This is a genomic window from Pollutibacter soli (genome assembly GCA_029269725.1).
Classification (GTDB): Bacteria; Bacteroidota; Bacteroidia; order Chitinophagales; family Chitinophagaceae; genus Pollutibacter; species Pollutibacter soli.
Genome location: JARJHS010000001.1, coordinates 182,646 through 202,008 on the forward strand (window position 1 = coordinate 182,646; position 19,363 = coordinate 202,008).

The 19,363-nt window shown below is 42.8% G+C and carries 14 protein-coding genes; 8 read left to right on the forward strand and 6 right to left on the reverse strand.

Annotation, left to right across the window (positions count from 1 at the left end; all coding sequences use genetic code 11):
• Nucleotides 1–350 precede the first annotated feature (350 nt).
• Nucleotides 351–4,187: a M12 family metallo-peptidase gene (locus P2W82_RS00830; protein WP_336513928.1), complete on the forward strand. Its 3,837-nt coding sequence runs from the start codon at nt 351–353 to the stop codon at nt 4,185–4,187.
• Nucleotides 4,188–4,628: 441 nt separating this feature from the next.
• On the opposite strand, the gene P2W82_RS00835 is transcribed toward P2W82_RS00830, so the two are convergent.
• Nucleotides 4,629–5,504 carry a transglutaminase-like domain-containing protein gene (locus P2W82_RS00835; protein ID WP_336513929.1) on the reverse strand — a complete coding sequence of 292 codons (876 nt, stop codon included), beginning with the start codon at nt 5,502–5,504 and terminating at the stop codon, nt 4,629–4,631.
• Between the two features lie 791 nt (nt 5,505–6,295).
• The gene (gene topA / locus P2W82_RS00840; RefSeq protein WP_336513930.1) at nt 6,296–8,644 is read right to left on the reverse strand and encodes a type I DNA topoisomerase; all 2,349 of its coding nucleotides are present in this window, start codon (nt 8,642–8,644) and stop codon (nt 6,296–6,298) included.
• Nucleotides 8,645–8,934: 290 nt separating this feature from the next.
• Between topA and P2W82_RS00845 the strand changes: the two genes are divergently transcribed.
• The 5 genes from P2W82_RS00845 to P2W82_RS00865 all read left to right on the forward strand — a co-directional run bounded on the left by P2W82_RS00845 (nt 8,935) and on the right by P2W82_RS00865 (nt 13,213).
• A complete protein-coding gene (locus tag P2W82_RS00845) occupies nt 8,935–9,717 on the forward strand; it encodes a Rossmann-like and DUF2520 domain-containing protein (RefSeq protein WP_336513931.1) in 783 nt (260 codons plus the stop codon).
• A 24-nt stretch (nt 9,718–9,741) separates the two neighbouring features.
• Nucleotides 9,742–10,263 (forward strand): KdsC family phosphatase, encoded by a 522-nt coding sequence (locus P2W82_RS00850; protein WP_336513932.1) that lies wholly within the window; start codon nt 9,742–9,744, stop codon nt 10,261–10,263.
• 21 nt (nt 10,264–10,284) lie between these two features.
• Complete coding sequence (locus P2W82_RS00855) at nt 10,285–11,232, forward strand: geranylgeranylglycerol-phosphate geranylgeranyltransferase (protein ID WP_336513933.1); 948 nt, start codon at nt 10,285–10,287, stop codon at nt 11,230–11,232.
• Entirely contained in the window at nt 11,229–11,810 is a 582-nt protein-coding gene (locus P2W82_RS00860; protein ID WP_336513934.1) for a Maf family protein, read from the forward strand. The genes P2W82_RS00855 and P2W82_RS00860 overlap by 4 nt, the downstream gene beginning before the upstream one ends.
• Before the next feature lie 83 nt (nt 11,811–11,893).
• Entirely contained in the window at nt 11,894–13,213 is a 1,320-nt protein-coding gene (locus P2W82_RS00865; RefSeq protein WP_336513935.1) for a DUF2851 family protein, read from the forward strand.
• A gap of 14 nt (nt 13,214–13,227) precedes the next feature.
• Here the strand turns inward: P2W82_RS00865 and P2W82_RS00870 are convergent, their stop codons facing one another.
• Complete coding sequence (locus P2W82_RS00870; RefSeq protein ID WP_336513936.1) at nt 13,228–14,286, reverse strand: PA0069 family radical SAM protein; 1,059 nt, start codon at nt 14,284–14,286, stop codon at nt 13,228–13,230.
• 56 nt (nt 14,287–14,342) lie between these two features.
• Nucleotides 14,343–14,759: an OsmC family protein gene (locus P2W82_RS00875; RefSeq protein WP_336513937.1), complete on the reverse strand. Its 417-nt coding sequence runs from the start codon at nt 14,757–14,759 to the stop codon at nt 14,343–14,345.
• Nucleotides 14,760–14,807: 48 nt separating this feature from the next.
• Here P2W82_RS00875 and P2W82_RS00880 point away from each other — a divergent pair, with 48 nt between their 5' ends.
• Nucleotides 14,808–15,650 (forward strand): hypothetical protein, encoded by an 843-nt coding sequence (locus P2W82_RS00880; protein ID WP_336513938.1) that lies wholly within the window; start codon nt 14,808–14,810, stop codon nt 15,648–15,650.
• Nucleotides 15,651–15,677: 27 nt separating this feature from the next.
• Nucleotides 15,678–16,601 carry a lipoyl synthase gene (gene lipA, locus P2W82_RS00885; RefSeq protein WP_336513939.1) on the forward strand — a complete coding sequence of 308 codons (924 nt, stop codon included), beginning with the start codon at nt 15,678–15,680 and terminating at the stop codon, nt 16,599–16,601.
• A 144-nt stretch (nt 16,602–16,745) separates the two neighbouring features.
• On the opposite strand, the gene P2W82_RS00890 is transcribed toward lipA, so the two are convergent.
• Together P2W82_RS00890 and P2W82_RS00895 are read right to left on the reverse strand one after the other, a co-directional pair.
• On the reverse strand, nt 16,746–17,738 hold the full coding sequence (locus P2W82_RS00890) for an ROK family protein (protein ID WP_336513940.1): 993 nt from the start codon (nt 17,736–17,738) through the stop codon (nt 16,746–16,748).
• A gap of 15 nt (nt 17,739–17,753) precedes the next feature.
• On the reverse strand, nt 17,754–19,358 hold the full coding sequence (locus P2W82_RS00895) for an MFS transporter (RefSeq protein WP_336513941.1): 1,605 nt from the start codon (nt 19,356–19,358) through the stop codon (nt 17,754–17,756).
• Nucleotides 19,359–19,363: the final 5 nt, after the last annotated feature.

A 19,363-nucleotide genomic window follows, 5' to 3' on the forward strand; every position in this document is an offset into this window, starting at 1 on the left:
GGTTAAGTCGTAAGAGTCGTTTTTCGGGAGTTTGGTGACGCCCGGGACATAGGGATACTATGTCACAATACTATGAGCAAATCAGACCTGAAATTTCAAACAGCTGATAGGCTAGGTGGCCCAGATTGCAATTCTTCAGATGATACGTTATGCTCAGCTTTATCAGCGAGATCATGTTCAGTCTGGCCATCTGGAAAAATGGCGGGCATTATTTTGTATCCCGGTATTAAAATCCGTCTCATCCTTGCAGACACGAATTTTTAAATCTATATTTATAAGCCGTCTACCTACCTCCTGACGACTGCTTAGAATTCAAGGTCCTGAATTATTAATCCCGCTTAACCTTGTTTATGAGAAGGATTTTACCCTTGATTCTATTCGTGTCGTTGTCAATAATTTCCGTTTATTTTAATAGTGCAAACGCCCAGGAAATGCTCATCGAGGCTGATCCGGTAAGCGCCGCTGGTTTCCAGGTTACCCTGAGTTCGAAATTCCGCTCCTGGAATACATATCTGCTTAAAAAGAGGTTCAGTACTCCTTCCATTCAGACTACCCGCCAGGTGAGAATGAAACTTGGTACTGATGAAATGGTTTTCACTGGCACTCATCATCCCATTACGGATAGTCGGTCCAGGCTGGTGAGGCTGGAAGGTGGCGTTCGCACGGAATTTCCATTCCCCGAATTGCTGTACCTCAACGGCCCAAATTCCCGGCTAACCATTGGTGAAAATTTTATACTTGGAGAGAGCAGTTTAAACGGCGAAGTATATCTACTGGAAAATCTGCGGAATATTGATCCATCTGCCCCGGAAAATGTGTTGATCAGGTACAGGAAATCTGATGTGATTGCTGACAGGAATGTATACTGCGATGTTTTACCGAACAAACAATTGACGAGGGAAAATAAAACTACCCCCAACTTAAAAACCACCGGTGCAGCAGGAATTTGCAAGACAACTGAAATCGCAGTGTTGGCCAATTCCACCACATTTTCGGCTCATAATAATAGCCTGAATACCACTGCCACTTATATTGCTTCGATATATAATCTGAGCGAAGGGGATTACCAGGATGAATTTACATATGATTTGCAGTTTCATATCACCGAGCTGGTGGTAAGCGTAACAGCTCATGCAAATCCATGGGCCGCTACTGATGATATTTATGTCAACCTCAATAATTTTAACATCATCGGTGGCGATTATTTCAAATCGTCAAATGATCTCAGTTCTTTCTGGTTCAGTACCAAAAATTTTACCGGCGGAGTTGTCGGCCTGGCGTATCTCGGGTTTACCTGTACGGCTGGGGGCGATGCTGCCATCCGCGAATATGGTGTTTCTGCTCAGTCAATGAGGTGTTTGTTGAGTCATGAACATGGTCACAATTTCAGCATGGATCATGATGCACCGGGAGCACAATTTATTATGGCGCCGTCAGTGAATCCATCAAATGTGGATTTCAGTCAATTCAGTAAAAATGCTTTTGAAAACTGGTTTGCTTCCGGACAGGCGGCATGTATTACCAATTGCGACGCCGATGTATGTGATGGCTCGGCACCGGAATTGCTAAGCATCGTTTCAAATCCGTTAACTGGAAATATCGATGCTAAATGGCTGAATGAAGAAGGACTGAAAGGGTATATCGTGCGTTGGAAAGAAAAGAGCCAACCTGTTTTCCAGGCTGATACACTCGGTGCTGCTGCTGCTGGTCATACCATCATCATCGGCTGTGGAAATGCAAGAAACTACCGGGTAGAGGTAGCCGAAATTTGTGCCAATGGTAATATCGGAGAATTCAGAGGTGCAGAATTAATAAACCTCGCTATTCCGGCAATCGCACCAAATAAACCCACGAGTTTCTGTACTGGCGGAGATGTAACACTCACATCAACTATCGCTGGCGGTAATCAGTGGTACAAGGACAATAAAATAATCCCAGGCGCAACAGCAAGAACATATATTGCCACGGCAAGCGGAGTCTATACTGTGAAGCTGACAATAGGCGGATGTATCCGGACTTCAGATCCGGTGACCGTCACTGTTTCTGCATTTCCGGTTAAGCCGGTTATCTCTGTTTCAGGTGGCGCTATTGTGTGTACAGGTGCTAAGGTGACGCTGACTTCAACAGCTGCTGCCGGCAATCAATGGTTGAAAAGCGGTGCGCCGATTGCCGGAGCTACGGCAAGGACTTATCTGCCGACAGTAACGGGAACCTATACTGTAAAAACTACGAATGCAGGAGGATGCGCGGCAGTATCTGATCCTGTGACTATTACTATTAACCCATTGCCTCCTGTTCCTTTGGTTACTGCCAGCGGTTCTTTAAAATTATGTCCAGGTACAAGTGTGATCCTGACATCAAATGCTGCAGCGGGAAATCAATGGTACAAGGATAACGTGATCATCTCCGGCGCTACAGCAAAAACGTATAAAGTAGTTGGAGCCGGAACTTATACCGTCAAAGTAACAAATTCTTCTAATTGTGTTTCCACATCCCTGGCAACAAGGGTGACTTACTCAGATAATCCACCTGTTCCGGTGATAACAGCGAGCGGACCATTGGGTATCTGTGCAGGTTCATCGGTTACATTCACCTCAAGTGCACTATCTGGAAATCAATGGTATTTCAATGGTGTTGCTATTGCAGGAGCTATTGCGCGGACTTACAAGGCAACGTCAGCCGGAAGATACTCTGTACGCGCAACGAACGCCGGAGGTTGCTTTGCTAACTCACTCGTATCGACGGTTATCGTGTATGCCTTACCGGCAGTACCTGCGATTGTACCCGCTGGTCCGGTAACCATATGCCCAGCTACGGAGATCACCCTTACCAGTGCTGCAGCAACAACATATCAATGGTACAGGAACAGTATAATTATAGCAGGAGCGACGGGGAGAACTTATAAGGCCAATGCTACGGGGCGCTACACCGTTACTGTAGGTAACGTTTATGGTTGTAAAGCCACATCACTTCCAGTGACAGTGACGGTAGGTACAAACCCTGCGAAACCGCTTGTAAAAGCGAGCGGTCCTTTGAGTATTTGCTTAGGTAAAACTGTTACCCTGACAAGTAATACAATTACAGGAAATCAGTGGTACAAGGATGGTAAATTGTTACCGGACTCCATTGGAAAATCAATTGTCGTTTCTACCCAGGGTAAGTATCTGTTGAAAGTAAGTAATGTAACAGGATGCGCAACTGCATCGGATACATTTGCTGTGGTGGTAAATCCATTACCGGTGGCTCCGAGAATAACTTCCAGCGGTGCACTCACATTCTGCAGCGGTAAATCAATTACCCTGACATCAGGTTCATTGACAGATAATCAATGGTACAAAAATGATGTTGCTTTGGTTGGCGAAACGACAAACAAACTGGTAGTAAACAATTCCGGTAATTACAGGGTAGTTGTTACCAATGCCAGCGGATGTACAAACACTTCAATTACATCGGTCGTAACAGTAAATCCTTTACCAGCAATTCCGGTGGTCACAGCACAGGGTTCACCCGCAATTTGTGCAGGAGGAAAAGTTGAGCTCAGTTCGAGTGCTGATGAAGGAAATCAATGGCTTAAAAACGGTGTAGCAATAGCAGGAGCGACAGCAAAAATTTACGAAGCAACAACCGCAGGGCAATTCTCAGTAAAAGTAACCAATGCGAGCAATTGCAGCATCGTTTCTACTGCGGTTACTGTTGTAGTAAACGCACTTCCTGCGAAACCAATAGTGACAAAAGTTGGCAATGTTCTTACTGCAACGGCGGGACATGCTGCTTACGCGTGGTATAAAGACAATACGCTTATTCCGGACGCAACCAGTAATGTTTATACAACTACTGAACCGGGAACCTACCAGGTAGTTGTAACAAACGTCAGCGGATGTACTGCAACATCTGCGGATATCGTGATAGCGTCACCTGCAGTAAACATACATGGTACAGGCATTCTCGCGGAACTCAGGGCTTATCCTAATCCTGCACGTGATCAGGTTCAGATCAGGTATGATCCGGCTATCGGTAAAAAGTGTACCATAAGAGTATACGACAGGTTTGGTAAGCTTATGCTAACAACAATTATGAAAGGAGCGATTCATTCACTGTCTACTTCAACCTTGCCATCAGGTGTTTACCAGGTCATTGTTTCAGATGGAACCAGGACTGTTAATACCAAAATTGTGATTGCACGCTGATAGGATGTGATCTGAGAGCAATTTTCATTATTGAGATAATCCAAAAACTGATTGCCTGCCGGGAACGGCGGGCAATTTTTTTTTAAAGTGAGAGAAGAAGAAGATAAGAGTTGTAGGTTTTAAGTTGTAAGTTATCTTTTGCGAATGTAACATTCATTTGTTCTGAAGAAGATGGAAATGATTATATCCTGATAGTAACCTTTTTTTAGGCACTCTGAATGGTGAATATGAAATAATATCGGACGGGTGGAGGTAAATGTAGAAAGTCAGCAGATCAATTTGGCAGCAGAATTTTATGACACATTGCTCATTCGTAGGACGGCTGTTACTATTGCCTACTAACTACTGCCTATTGCCTTTAACGTCTGCTGTCTACCGTCTACCGTCTTCTTCATCAAAGGTCAGAAACGGCTGGGGCGTTGATGGTTAACCGGAAAAGAATTATTTCTGTTCGATCAGGATCTCTGACAAACTCAATACTTCATTTTGTTTGTACCTGTTCTTATCATCATCAAAGCATTTTGAATATTCATTCAGCAGGAACTGAATGATTTTTCTGTTGCTCATCGGTTTGAAATAAGAAGGAGATGAAGTGACAGAAATTCTTTTGAAATAATTTTCTACATCTTTCTGTGTATATACCTGGCCCGAAACAGGATCCAGGTAAAACAGAATTTTATTTGGCTTTGGGTTGGTGTTAAAGTAGTCAGAACTGTTATCAAAATAAGCAAGGATAAACTGGCGGGGGATATTGATCGCTTTTACCGGAACATCAAGCATCTGGCACACGGCCTGGTAAAGAATCCCGTTGGCGATTGCATTTCCTCTTTTTGTTTCCACCACTTTATTCAAAAGAAATTCTTCCTGGTTCTGATAGGAAATTTCAACGCCTTTATACTTATTATGAGAGAATAAAACTTTGTTGACAACATTGATCTGCTCCAGTGGTGTCAGGTAACTGTTCAATTCGAGCCAGATATTCCTCCTGAGTTTTTCAATTTCACCGTTGATCGGGCTGATGTGAATATCAGGGAACTTATATTTCGAAACCAGTAACGCGCCTTCGAGCAATTCCGGGAAATCACGAAGGCTCCAGTGTGTAAATTCCTGTTGAAGATCCTGGAAATGCAGTCGATGGATAAGCATCTCTATCCTTTCCTGAACATCCTCTTCAACTGTATTTTCCCAAAGATTTTCAAGGTTCGGAATGATGTCTTTTCCAAAACTGACGATCCTCTCACTTACAGTAGAGTATACCTCCGTATCCGGATCGTCAATCAGGTGAAAAAGTGCGGACATCTCTCTTGTCGGTTCCATAGTTTCGAAGTAAAGGGTTCTTAATTAAGACGTAAGCAATCAAAAAAAATTGTTAGCGTTTTCTGAAAATAAATATCGGGGGATATACGTTGCCGGAACTTTTCTAATTATCCACAACACCTGAATAAGCCTTAATAACGGCTGTAAACTGCGTCGTTTATAAACGTAGATCCCTAACCGAAAAAATTGGTTTGTCAGATTTTCACTTTGGCAATTATCGAGGGAAAAGTAATTTTTCAAGGCTGAAACAGGCGGCGATTACCTCGGTATGCAGGGTAAGTAACGCTTGCAAATGCCTGTTGATGATGAAGATAGGAAATGATGATGAATTGCCTTTATGCTGTTTAGTCATCATTGGAATGATATTCCTGTAATCGCTTTAACTACATTTAAATGCGAACTGTGGAAATGATCCTGAATGACGCCGGAATTGGGTTTGCCTGGTATAAGGTTGAATGCCCGTCTGCCGGCAAAGGCAGATTAAAAGTTGAAAGTAAAACAGCCGCTCCTGCAGAAAATGAGGAGATGAATAAACAAAAGTCTGTTATCGCAACTGCCCTTGTTTTCATTGGGGTGCATCGGTGTTACATATTGGTTTTTAAATCCCGCAGGCGGGGTCACCGGAATTTCTTTTGTAATTCCACACAGGAGTGAATCCTCACCGTCCACAGGCGGAAAGTGAGCCAACTCCCCGAAAAATCAAAAGGGCATTCTGTTTTTTACAAACAAAACACCCTTCTTTTCTCTCTTAACTTTATATTTTCAACTTTAAACCTTCAACTTTCCACCTCTCAGGCCTTCTTCTTTTTAGGCGCCCTCTTCTTTGGTGGATTAGCAATTACTTCTTCAATTATTTTCTGTACCTCGGCTATTTCCAGGTTGGCAGCGGATTCCTGTTTTTCCTTTGGAATAGGGAAATTGCGCAATCCTTTTTTAATATAGGGACCGTAGGGTCCGCGCAGCAATTGTATTTTCTCTTTTTCGAAAACTTTAATTGTGCGTTCTTCCTTCGCTTTTCTTTTTTCGATGATTATAGGAATGGCAGTATCAAGATCTACTTCATACGGATCATGTTCTTTTGAAAGCGAGTAGAATTTGCCATCATGAGCAATGTATGGCCCGAAACGCCCAATATTTACCTGGACAGGTTTTTCTTCAAACTCACCAAGTACTCTCGGGAGTTTAAAAAGTTCCATTGCTTCATCATAAGTAATGGTCTCGATGCTTTGCGTATTTTTTAACTTTGCAAACCTGGGTTTCTCTTCATCATTTACATCACCAATCTGTACCATCGGGCCATAACGACCCATTCGGGCAATTACTTTTTTGCCAGACTCCGGTTCAAATCCAAGTTCCTTTTCTCCGCTGATTCTCTCTGCTTTCTCAAGCGTATTTTGAACATCTTCTTTAAATGGAATGTAGAAATCATTGAGCATGTTGTTCCACTTCATCTTGCCCAAAGCGATTTCATCAAACTCATTTTCGATCCGCGCCGTAAAGCCGTAATCCATCACATCGTCGAAATACTGCACCAGAAAATCAGTAACCACCAATCCCAGATCTGTTGGGAAAAGCTTCGCTTTTTCAGCGCCGGTATTTTCCTGTTCAGTGACGGTAGTGATCTTATCATCCTTTAACATCAATACACGGTAGTCTCTTTTTACACCTTCCTTGTCTCTCTTCTCAACATAACCTCTTTTCAAAATGGTTGATATCGTAGGAGCATAAGTAGAGGGACGGCCAATACCAAGTTCTTCCAGTTTTTTTACAAGAGAGGCCTCGGTATATCTTGGAGAAGGACGGCTGAATCTTTCAGTAGCCTTCATCTCTCTGAGATTCAGTTGCTGACCAACTGATAACGGCGGAAGCATACCTTCTGCATCATCTTCTTCGCTGTTTTCGTCATCGTCATCCTTACCCTCCATATATACTTTCAGAAATCCATCAAACTTCAGTACTTCACCCTGTGCGGTAAGTTGCTCTTTGTTTGTGGAAATTTCAATTTTAGCTATTGTCTTCTCCAGTTCAGCATCTGCCATCTGCGAAGCCATGGTGCGTTTCCAGATCAGGTCATACAATTTCTGGGCGTCAGCAATATCCACCTTTATGGTTTCCATATTGGTAGGACGGATAGCTTCATGCGCTTCCTGAGCAGATTCATTCTTGTTTTTGAATTTTCTAACCTGCACATACTCCTTACCGTAACTGGTATTGATCTGGGATGTAATACCATCCATCGCAGTGTCACTCAGATTGACACTGTCCGTACGCATGTAGCTGATATGTCCGGCCTCATACAGTTTTTGTGCGAGTATCATGGTACGGCTCACACCATAGCCAAGCTTACGGCTTGCTTCCTGTTGTAAGGTTGACGTCGTGAAGGGCGCTGCAGGTGATTTTTTCGTTGGCTTCACCTGTATATCCGCTACTGAATATTTCGCACCGGTGCAGGATTCAAGAAATTTCCTTGCATCATCAGCCTGATTATATTTACTTCCCTCTGCTTTAAACTGAACGGCTTTACCATTTATATCTTTCGCGGAAAAGAAAGCATCAACCTTGAAACTGCTTACTGGCACAAAAGAGTTGATCGACCTTTCGCGTTCGGCGATCAGTCGAACGGCAACGCTCTGCACACGACCAGCGCTGAGGTTACCACGCATGCTCATCTTGCGCCATAAAATGGGAGAGAGTTCAAACCCCACAATTCTATCAAGAATTCTTCTTGCCTGCTGGGCATTTACCAGGTTCATATCTACAGTGCGGGGAGCAGCTACAGCAGATTTGATAGCAGGCTTTGTAATCTCGTGGAAAACAATGCGTTTTGTACTTTCCGGATCCAGTCCCAACACTTCACACAAGTGCCAGCTGATGGCTTCTCCTTCCCGGTCCTCATCCGTTGCGAGCCAAACTTCATCGGATTTCTTTGCGATCTGTTTTAACTCGGTAACAACCTTTTTCTTTTCGTCCGGAACAATATATCTGGGTTTGAAGCCTTTTTTGACGTCTATGCCCATTTCGTCCTTTTCCAGGTCGCGGATGTGGCCAAAACAGCTCTTCACCTCAAAATCCTGCCCAAGGATTTTTTCTATCGTTTTCGCCTTTGCGGGTGACTCTACTATCAATAGGTTTTTCGCCATAAGTTATTGTGGTTCCCCGATTTATTCTTTGAACACCTGCCTGATCAAACCGTACATTCTCGGTTTTTCAAAGACTCATTTCCCGGGTTTTAGTGCTGCAATAATAAGCTAATGTGATAAATTCAGGAAATGTGCTCTCTCCAACATGTAAACCGGGAAGCAAATTAGTGACAAAAAATACCCTGAAAACGTGATTTTTACCTTGGGCAATGAGATTTTTCTGCCAGAATTTCAGCATCTCTTCAACGGACTACCGTTTTTTTATATAGGTTTAACGAATAACTAATGTGATGGATATAGTCATTATCGGATCAGGCAATGTGGCCATCGTTTTTATTCGTCTGATTTCCAGGACTAATCATCGGTTGCGCGCGGTTGTTTGCAGGAACCCGGATAGTCTTTCAGGAGTCACACTTCCTACCGGCTTACTGGTCCGGGATTTTGGTGATGATATCGTACCCGCAGATCTGTATATCGCAGCCTTGTCTGACCAGTTCCTGCCAGAACTGAAGGATCATATCCGTCTTCATCAGGGAATTATTGTACATACTGCAGGATCGGTTTCAAAAGAAGTTTTGAAAACGATTTTGCCCCGTTATGGTGTAATTTACCCATTGCAGTCACTTCGAAAAGAGTTGGATTTCGTTCCGGAAATTCCTTTACTCGTGGATGGTTCCGATCCGCTGGTGCTGGATACGGTCCGTTTTTTTGCCAGGGAAATCTCAGAGCAGGTAACCATCGCAGGAGATGAAATCCGGAGTCGTTACCATCTCGCTGCAGTCAGTTCTGCCAATTTTATCAATTACCTCCTGATACTTGTATACGATTATTGTGAGAAGGAGAAACTGGATGCGGATATGCTATTACCTCTGTTAAAAGAAACCATCAACCGGCTGGAACATGTTTCACCCGCTGAAGTTCAGACAGGTCCTGCAATCCGCAATGATTCCGATACTATTTCGCGGCATCTTGACAGCCTTAAGCACTATCCCAGGCTTAAAAAGCTCTATGAACATTTTACTGAACTAATTTCTGAACAGTTCAGGCATAAATCAAAGGATAAAACCGATTGATCAACCATTTTATATCTTCGGCGGATGAATCTGCTTGAACTCTTCAAACCCGTTAAAGCTTTTGTGTTTGATATGGATGGTGTTCTGACTGACGGATCATTAATTATTATGCCCGACGGAGAATGGCTGCGAACAATGGACATAAAGGATGGGTATGCATTACAACTCGCCGTAAAAAAAGGATATTATGTGGCTGTCATTACCGGATCAAAATCCGCGCCTGTTGAAGAAAGACTTCGTCGTTTAGGCGTTACTGATGTATTCCAGCAGGTGACAGATAAAGTGAACTGTCTTGAAAAATGGGCCGCATCAAAAAATCTGCAAACCGAAGAAATACTGTATATGGGTGATGATATTCCTGATAGCAATGCGTTACTGTTCGCAGGGGTGAGTTGTTGTCCCGCTGATGCGGACAGTGGGATAAGGGAAATTTCAAAATATATTTCTTCAAGAAGCGGAGGTAAAGGTGCTGTGCGTGATGTGATTGAAAAAGTACTGAAGTTGCATAAACAATGGAATCCTGCTGCGGGCGTTAGTAGTATTTAATTTCTTGGCTATCTTCACGCTATGAACCCTCTTAATGCATTTATAAGGCTGATACGCTTTCCTAACCTGGTGTTTATTGCATTAACACAGGTTCTGTTTTATTTCTGCATTGTTATTCCGCATCATGAATCATATCCGGGTTCAACAGTCACACTTACAATCGCCAACCTGGTACTTCTTGTAATTGCTTCTGTTTTGATTGCAGGTGCAGGATATGTAATTAATGATTATTTCGATCTGAATATCGACAGGATCAACAAACCGGAAAGACTGGTTGTAGAAAAACTGATCAAACGCAGATGGGCAATACTCTGGCATTTTTCTTTGTCAGCAATTGGATTGCTGATCAGCATTTACCTGAGTTGGAAAACCCGGAGTCCGCTCGTTGGAATTTTCAACTTTCTTTCGATTGTTCTACTGTGGTTCTATTCCACGAATTTTAAGAAACAGGTGCTGATCGGGAATGTTATTATTTCATTACTCACTGCCTGGGTTGTTTTGGTTATTTATGTTTGCGAAGCCAAATTCAATTTAAGCAGGCAGTCAGAAGCACAGATATATTTTCTGACAAGTATCTATAAGATGGCCGTTGTTTACGGCGGATTTGCTTTTATTATTTCATTGATAAGAGAAGTTGTAAAGGATATTGAAGATATGGAAGGTGATATGCGTTACCAGTGCAAAACACTCCCGATAGTATGGGGAATGCCTTCGAGCAAAATGTTCGTTGCCGTATGGCTGATCATATTGATGATAACTATTCTGATACTTCAATTATACGCTTTCCAATTACAATGGTGGTGGATGATCCTGTACAATTGTTTGCTGATCCTGCTTCCTTTGATAATTATCTTAGGTAAATTGTTGCGCGCGAAAACCAGTAAGGATTTTGGATCAATCAGTACAATGATCAAGGGCGTAATGTTTGCCGGAATTCTTTCAATGATATTTTTTAAATTCTATAATTGATACAGAAATTTATTCTAGCGTCTGCATCACCTCGCAGAAAAGCGATTCTCGAGCTGGCTCTTCTTAATTTCGATATTCTCCCGGCAGAAACAACTGAATCTTTTCCATCGGAACTGAATCCTGAACAGGTGGCTATTTATGTCGCAAGGGAAAAAGGAATTGCTGCAAGAAACAAACCTGTATTTCGTCAATACGAAGATAATCATCCGATCCTGGCGGCGGATACTATCGTTGTAGTTGATGATAAAATCATTGGTAAACCTACGGATGCCCAAGATGCATTCAATATTCTTAAACTTTTATCCGGGCGAACCCATCTCGTAATTACGGGAGTTGTCATCAGCACAAAAGAAAAGGAAATTGCTTTTCACGAAATAACTGAAGTTAGCTTTAACGTGCTGAGTGATTCCGATATCAATTTCTATATAAAAGAATTTGAACCTTTTGATAAAGCCGGGGCATATGCTATACAGGAATGGATTGGCGTCATCGGAATCAACAGTATTAAAGGCGACTACTACAACGTCATGGGGCTTCCGGTAAGCCGCGTAGTTACAGCGTTAAACGATCATTTCTAAAAAGATTTTTCTCTTCTTTTTCCGATCGAATACACTTGCTTCAGTTATGATAGCGGATTTAATTTTATGCAAATGATTTTTGCATGAATGAGAAACTCCTGCAGTTTATCTGGGCATTCGGATATTTCAATAAGCAGCAACTGTGCACCAGCGGAGGTGAAATGATAAAAATTATTAACGCAGGCGAATGGAACACCAACCAGGGCCCTGATTTTACGGGAGCAAGATTGAAAATCGGGAATACGGACTGGGCGGGAAATGTGGAGTTGCATATACTCAGTTCTGACTGGAAGACACATCATCACAGTGATGACAACAACTATCGTAATGTGATTCTGCATGTGGTATGGGATGATGACGGATTTCAGCTAAAAGATGTGCCGTTACTTGAGCTGAAAGGAAGAGTTTCCGGACTGCTGATCGACAGGTACCAGACCTGGATGAACAATATGGCGCATATTCCCTGCGAACAGGAATGGATCAAACATGGGTGGCAAAGAAATGAAGATTGGCTGCAGTATCTTATCCGGGAAAGATTGATGGAAAAAGCTGCCCAATTTTACGAAAGCCTGAAAAAAACAGGTAACCATTGGGGTGAGTCTTTCTGGAGAATGCTCGCAAAAAATTTTGGTTACAAAATTAATACGGATGCCTTTGAATCCATCGCCGTATCACTTCCGTTGACACTTATTGGTCGCCATAAAAATCAGATTCATCAGTTGGAAGCATTATTGCTGGGCCAGGCAGGCTTACTGCAGGGCAGAATGAAGGATGCTTATTCAAAACTTCTTCAACGGGAATACAATTTTCTAAAGACAAAATACCATCTTAAACCGGTAAGCATTCCAGTACAATTTCTGAGAATGCGACCCCAAAACTTTCCGAGTCTTCGCCTCGCGCAGCTCGCAATTTTAATCCAGTCTTCAGCACATCTGTTTTCTGTATTGAAAGATGAAACAGACTTGACTGTTTTGAAAAATATGTTTCGGGTGACGGCCAATGATTACTGGCATCAGCATTACAGGCTGGGAGAGGAGTCGGCATTCAGGGAAAAGATGCTGGGCGAAACAATGATTGAAAGTATCCTGATCAATACGGTAATCCCTGCAGTATATGCTTATGGAAATTATCACAAAGAACAGGTACTGGTCGATCGGTCGCTTCAATGGCTAACAGAAATTCATGCAGAAAAAAATTCAATAGTTTCCATCTATGAACGGCTGGGTTTTGATTCTCTGCATTCACTGGATACGCAGGCCCTGCAGCAATTAAAAAAATCCTATTGTAACCAGAAGAGATGCCTTGACTGCGCGATAGGACATTCTTTCCTCAATGGATCGCCTGCAATAAAGAAAACAATAAGTGAACCTGAGGTTACAAAATCCTGGCTGGATGAGATTTGAATCCTTTTGCGTATTTAAAATAATTTCAGTTGTTCTCCCGGTCGGCAAAATTGCGATGTGTCCGGATGCCAGTTTGTGCCGTTCAGTCCAAACCTGGCCGAAAATTTTTTGAACTGTTGTGCTATCATGGTTGCGACTGGCCCTTCACCTTTCATCCTCATCCCCCAACGGGTATCATTTACTTTTCCGCCATGTGATTGTTCTATCAGGTGCCAGATTTTACCGGCACGATCCGGGAACTGCCTGAGCAGCCAATCGTGGAAAATTAGTGGAAGTACTCCGTTCAGTCTTATAAATGTATAAGCTGAAAAGCTTGCGCCATTGTGACTTGCTTTCTCAAGGATGGAACTGATTTCATGATCAGTGAGCCCGGGAATAACCGGACCAATCATTACACCGACGCGTATCCCCGCTTCGGCTAATTGACGCATGGTCTCAAACTTCTGCTTAGCAGTTGTTGTCCTGGGTTCCATTACTCTTCTGATCTTTTCGTCGAGGGATGTAATCGTAAGTACAATGGATACCAGCTTTAACCGGGCGAGTTCACTGATTACATCAAGATCTTTTAAAACACCTGCATTTTTAGTAATGATGTTTACCGGTTGTTTGAACCTCAGACATACCTCAAGCAATTGCCGGGTGAGCCTGTAAGTCTGCTCTGCTGGCTGATAACAATCGGTATTACCACTAAGCATTATCGGAGCCGGCTCCCAGGAGGGCCTCATCAGAAAATCATGAAGCAATTGAGGTGCATTTCTCCTGACAATGATCTTCGACTCAAAATCTATTCCTGCACTAAAACCATGGTATTCGTGCGCGTTACGGGCATAGCAATAAATACAGCCGTGTTCGCAACCGGAATAGGGATTCATACTATAGTCGAAGTGAAGATCCGGACTATCGACCTTGTTGACTAAAGTTTTGGCGTACTCTTCAATATAGACAGTTGGAGCGGCACGTTCTTCCCATTCATCAATACCGGTATCTTCAGCCTTATCCAGCTGATGTTTATGAAACTGGTTAAATGTGTTGATCTGAGCTCCTCGACCTTTATGAAGTGTGGATTGGTCCATCCACTAAATTACCAATAATATTAGTAATTAAGGCTAAATTATTTAGTGAATTTTGCTTAAACCAATGTGGGCCAGTTGAAGTTTACTTCGAGTTTAATGTCGGGATGGATACTTTCAGCAACCGGGCAGGTCATTGCTATATCTTCAAGAAGTGTCTTTTGTTCCTCCGTCGGACTGAATGTATCGGGGTAATGAAATGTTAAATTTAACTGCCCGATTCTTCTGGGATTAGCCACCATTATTTTCTGAACATCGATCTTAATACCCTTCAGATCATCCTCCATATGTTTCGCTTTGATAGCCATAGTAGTTAGCATACAACTCGCAAGTGCAGTGCCAACAAGATCCGTAGGCGAAAATCGTTCTCCTTTACCCTGGTTGTCCGTTGGTGCGTCTGTTTCAAAATCTGAATTTGATTGTATATGTGTAGCAACAGTTCTTAACCCTCCTTCGTATATTACATTTGAAGTCATTGTTCTTAATTTGCCTAAATTTACATCCATAATACAAATATCAATTAAGTGAAAGGACCTATTATTTTCACAGGATTGCTGTTATTAGGTTTATTGTCACAGGCACAGGATCAGCAACCTGATGATAGCAGATCAGCTCCTAAATCCAGAGCCGAAAGAAAATCCGCAAAACGCGAACGAATCAATAATATGATTCGGATGGAGGAAGAAGGAGAACCCGCATACAGAAAGCATAATATATTCGGAATCAAATTCAATAACGACGGTTATGGATTGTCGTATGAATTCGGAAAGTTGAAAACACCTTATCGCGCAACGATTTTTCAGTTTGAAATAAACGAAAAGAAACACCAGAAAGAAGAAAAGCAAAGTACGAGCGATAATATCGGTGGTGGCTTTGTTGTGCTTGGCAATCCTTTCATTTACGGCAAGCAAAATTCGTTTTACCAGGTGAAGCTCGGTATTGGTCAGCAACTGATGATTGGTGGTAAAGGAAATAAAAATGGGGTTGGCGTTTATGCAATTTTCGCTGGTGGACTTTCTGCAGGTTTATTAAGGCCCTATTACATAGAAGTGGAATCTCCACCCAATTCGGGCCAGGTTAAAAAAATTAAATACACGCAGGCAGACAGCGCTGAGTTTCTCGGACCCTTTATCGTAGGAGGTACAGGAATTTCTTCCGGTTGGGGTGAAATGAAATTTGTTCCCGGCGTACATGTAAAAGCTGCTCTTCGTTTTGACTGGGCACGTTTTAATACTACCATTACCGCAATCGAAATTGGATTTAATTTTGAATACTACACCAAGGATATCGAGCAGATGGTTGGTGTAAATGGCAGGCAGTTCTTCAACAATGGTTATATCACACTGCTGTTTGGGGGGCGAAAGTGACGCTTAGCAGATAGAAATTATTTACACATGAAAGAACTGACAGTAATAGATGCTGTGGTTGAACAGAAACCCAAAAAGCCGGATTGGCTCCGGGTTCGTTTACCCATTGGCGAGAGTTACCGGAATGTCCGCAATCTGGTTGATACCCATAAGCTTCACACGATATGCGAAAGCGGCAATTGTCCGAACATGGGTGAATGCTGGGGCGCGGGTACAGCGACATTTATGATCCTTGGCAACATTTGTACACGCAGCTGTGGATTTTGTGCTGTGGCAACCGGCAGACCGGCACCAGTGGATTGGGACGAACCACAACGCGTAGCCGAAGCGATCCACCTGATGAAAGTAAAACATGCCGTGATCACATCCGTTGACCGCGATGAATTAAAAGATGGCGGAAGCATCATCTGGTATAATACAATCAAAGCAGTCAAGTCACTCAATCCGGATACAACACTCGAAACCCTCATTCCTGATTTCAAAGGAGACAAAGAAAATATCAACCGCATTGTTGAAGCAGCGCCTGAGGTTGTTTCTCATAATATAGAGACAGTTGAACGTCTCACCCGCCAGGTTCGCATACAGGCGAAATACTGGAGAAGTATGGAAGTTTTGCGTGTACTGAAACAAGGAGGCATGAGAACAAAATCCGGCATCATGCTCGGATTAGGAGAGAAGAAGGAAGAAGTTGTACAGACTTTGCAGGATCTCGCCAACAGCGGTGTTGATGTCGTAACCATCGGACAGTATCTTCAACCCACAAGAAAACATTTGCAGGTCGCCAGGTTTGTGCATCCCGATGAGTTTGCAGAATACCGCGAAATCGGATACTCACTCGGAATTGATTATGTTGAAAGCGGCCCGCTTGTTCGCTCCAGCTATCATAGTGAGAAACACGTTATACCTGGGTATGGGAAGGGAGTGTGGGAGAGAGAAAAGGTTGAACATTAAACGTTGTACGTTAAACGTTAGCCTAAGCGGTTGGATTATTGATTCCTGATTCGGCATTCTTTTACGACGCGGATTCTTGGCGCTGGTATTTTATCGAACTTGTTCATCCGCAGCGACCTGCGTTCTACGTTTAACGTTCCGCGTTCAACGTGAAACGTCCCACACCAACGCACTCGCTCCTAGAATTGCCGCATCGGCTTCCTTCAGTTCGCTGAAAAGAATTTTTACTTTATTCTGAAAAATTGGGAGTAGGTGTTTCTCCATATTTTCACGCGTCGGTTTAAGAATCATATCTCCGGCCTTGGCCATGCCACCGAAAAGTACAATCGCTTCGGGACTGCTGAACATTACAAAATTGGCGAGAGCCAGTCCTAATATATTTCCCGTATAAGTGTATACGTCCTGCGCAAGTTTATCACCTGCTATTGCACAATCATACACCACCTTCGCATCGATTTCTTCGCGGTTATAAGTACGCATGGTACTTTCAATCCCAGGATGTTGATCAAGGAATTCAACGGCAGTTCTTGCTACTCCGGTTGCAGAGGCATAGGCTTCAAGAGAACCAAGAATTCCGGTACCCGGATGAAGGCGTCCATCGGGTATTATAATCGTGTGACCCAATTCACCTGCAAATCCATCATGACCATATATGAGCTGACCATTAGCAACAATTCCGCTACCAACACCGGTACCGAGAGTGATCATAATGAAATCGCGCATTCCTTTTGCAGCACCATAGGTCATTTCACCAACAGCAGCTGCATTAGCGTCGTTGGTGAGCCTGGCTTTGATACCAAACTTATTGGTGATCAGGTCAGCGAGGGGAATGATGCCTTTCCATTTCAGGTTTGGCGCGTATTCGATAGTTCCTTTATAGATATTTCCGTTGGGTGCACCGATACCAATTCCGCGGATCATTTCAGGTCCACCCACTTCATTGATGCCGGGAATAATGGCATCATACAGGTCATCAATGAAATCCTCTACTGCATCTTTTGTATTGGTAGAGATGGAACCGTAATGAAAAATATCGCCATGTGTATTGACAAGTCCAAACTTTGTATTGGTACCGCCCAGATCTATCCCCAATGCGAATTGCTGAGAAACCGGTGGAACAGCATTCGTTAAATCCATAAGAAAAAATAATTTTTAATGACCCGCAGAAATTTGTTGGTCAAAATTAAGTCCCTGCTTGTTTAAAACGCTACGCAATTTTAATGCAAGCAAAGCAAGCACGGCAAAACAGGCTGCAGCAATAAGATAGGATCTGTGTAAACCAACTGAACCATCACCAACAGCACCCTGGAAAGGTGGAATGATAGCAGCACCAAGGATCATCATGATCAACATGGCAGAACCTTCGCTGGTGAATTTTCCTAACCCTGCCACCGCAAGCGCAAATATACACGGCCACATGATAGAACAGCAAAGTCCGCCGGAAACGATGGCAAAAACAGAGAAAATGCCTGTTGTGAAAGAACCGACGACCATTGCGATAGCTCCAAGAATTGAAAGGGTCAATAAAGTTTTGACCGGTTTTTCCTGACCGTAAAAGAAAGCCACAATCGCGATCACAATACACACTGCATATGGTAACAGGTTACCGATTTCATTTCCATAAATCCGGTTTACCCCGAGGACAACACCAAATGCGATAAAAGGTACAATCACCATCGCAATTTTTTTCGATGATGGTGACAAATTAAACACACTGATCGCGCCGGTCCAGCGGCCAATCATCAGACTTCCCCAGTAAAGAGATATATACTGACTTATCTGGCTTTCATCCAGGCCGGTTTCATTAAAATAACCCGGGAGTTTCAAAAGTGCCCCGAAGTTATTGTCGATCGTCACCTCTACACCCACATAAACAAAGATGCCTATCATACCATATATAAGCTGTGGAAATTTCATTGCTCCCCATCCCTCAGGTTTCTTTTCTGCAGCACCGTTCCCGTAAAAAAGAATCACTCCGACAACGAGCATTGCAGCGATAAGTAGATATAATTTAGGAGTGTCTGTAAACTGACCAACCAATATAATTACTCCGATCAGAACAAACATCGCGAAAAGAGCCCATGCTGCCTTTGTTGCTTTTTCGAATGGCTCAAAATTTTTACCGTCCGGTAATTTTGAAAAAAGAAAAAATAAGGCAACAGCAGCAAAAACAACAGCAACAATTATATATAGGTTATTAATGTTTTTTACAGTGACTTCTGCAACTGATTCATTTACTGTTCCAAATAAAAACAAGCTTACGATCAACGGGCCGAGTGTGGTACCAAATGAGTTAACGCCGCCACCAAGGTTTAATCTATGCGATCCTGTCGCGGGATCACCGAGTGCAATGGCAAACGGCTGTGCGCAGGTTTGTTGCAGCGAAAAGCCAAGAGCAACAACAAATAGCGAACCTAATATTGCATAAAATGAATTCGCATTTGCAGAAGGGATGATCAGAAGTGCACCTATAACCGAAATAAATAATCCATAAATAATTCCTCGCTTATAGCCGATTTTATTTACAATATCATATCCGGAGATATTGGACATGATAAAAAGAATTAATGATCCGATAAAATATGCGCCGTAAAATGCAGAACCGATCAATTGAGACTCAAACTGAGAAAGGCTGAAGTGTGTTTTACAGAAGGGGATAAGGATACTGTTGGATGCTGCTATAAAACCCCAGAAGAAAAACACGATCACTAAAGTTCCGAGCGCGCCATAGTTCGTGGGTTTGGTAGGATGACTCATGAGCC

What these genes read in the sequence shown, in the direction of transcription:
- P2W82_RS00865 (WP_336513935.1), top strand. Translation starts at nt 11,894, where the DNA reads ATGAATGAGAAACTCCTGCAGTTTATCTGGGCATTCGGATATTTCAAT.
- lipA (WP_336513939.1), top strand. Translation starts at nt 15,678, where the DNA reads ATGAAAGAACTGACAGTAATAGATGCTGTGGTTGAACAGAAACCCAAA.
- P2W82_RS00890 (WP_336513940.1), bottom strand. Translation starts at nt 17,738, where the DNA reads ATGGATTTAACGAATGCTGTTCCACCGGTTTCTCAGCAATTCGCATTG.
- P2W82_RS00845 (WP_336513931.1), top strand. Translation starts at nt 8,935, where the DNA reads ATGGATATAGTCATTATCGGATCAGGCAATGTGGCCATCGTTTTTATT.
- P2W82_RS00850 (WP_336513932.1), top strand. Translation starts at nt 9,742, where the DNA reads ATGAATCTGCTTGAACTCTTCAAACCCGTTAAAGCTTTTGTGTTTGAT.
- P2W82_RS00895 (WP_336513941.1), bottom strand. Translation starts at nt 19,358, where the DNA reads ATGAGTCATCCTACCAAACCCACGAACTATGGCGCGCTCGGAACTTTA.
- P2W82_RS00875 (WP_336513937.1), bottom strand. Translation starts at nt 14,759, where the DNA reads ATGACTTCAAATGTAATATACGAAGGAGGGTTAAGAACTGTTGCTACA.
- P2W82_RS00835 (WP_336513929.1), bottom strand. Translation starts at nt 5,504, where the DNA reads ATGGAACCGACAAGAGAGATGTCCGCACTTTTTCACCTGATTGACGAT.
- P2W82_RS00830 (WP_336513928.1), top strand. Translation starts at nt 351, where the DNA reads ATGAGAAGGATTTTACCCTTGATTCTATTCGTGTCGTTGTCAATAATT.
- topA (WP_336513930.1), bottom strand. Translation starts at nt 8,644, where the DNA reads ATGGCGAAAAACCTATTGATAGTAGAGTCACCCGCAAAGGCGAAAACG.
- P2W82_RS00870 (WP_336513936.1), bottom strand. Translation starts at nt 14,286, where the DNA reads ATGGACCAATCCACACTTCATAAAGGTCGAGGAGCTCAGATCAACACA.
- P2W82_RS00855 (WP_336513933.1), top strand. Translation starts at nt 10,285, where the DNA reads ATGAACCCTCTTAATGCATTTATAAGGCTGATACGCTTTCCTAACCTG.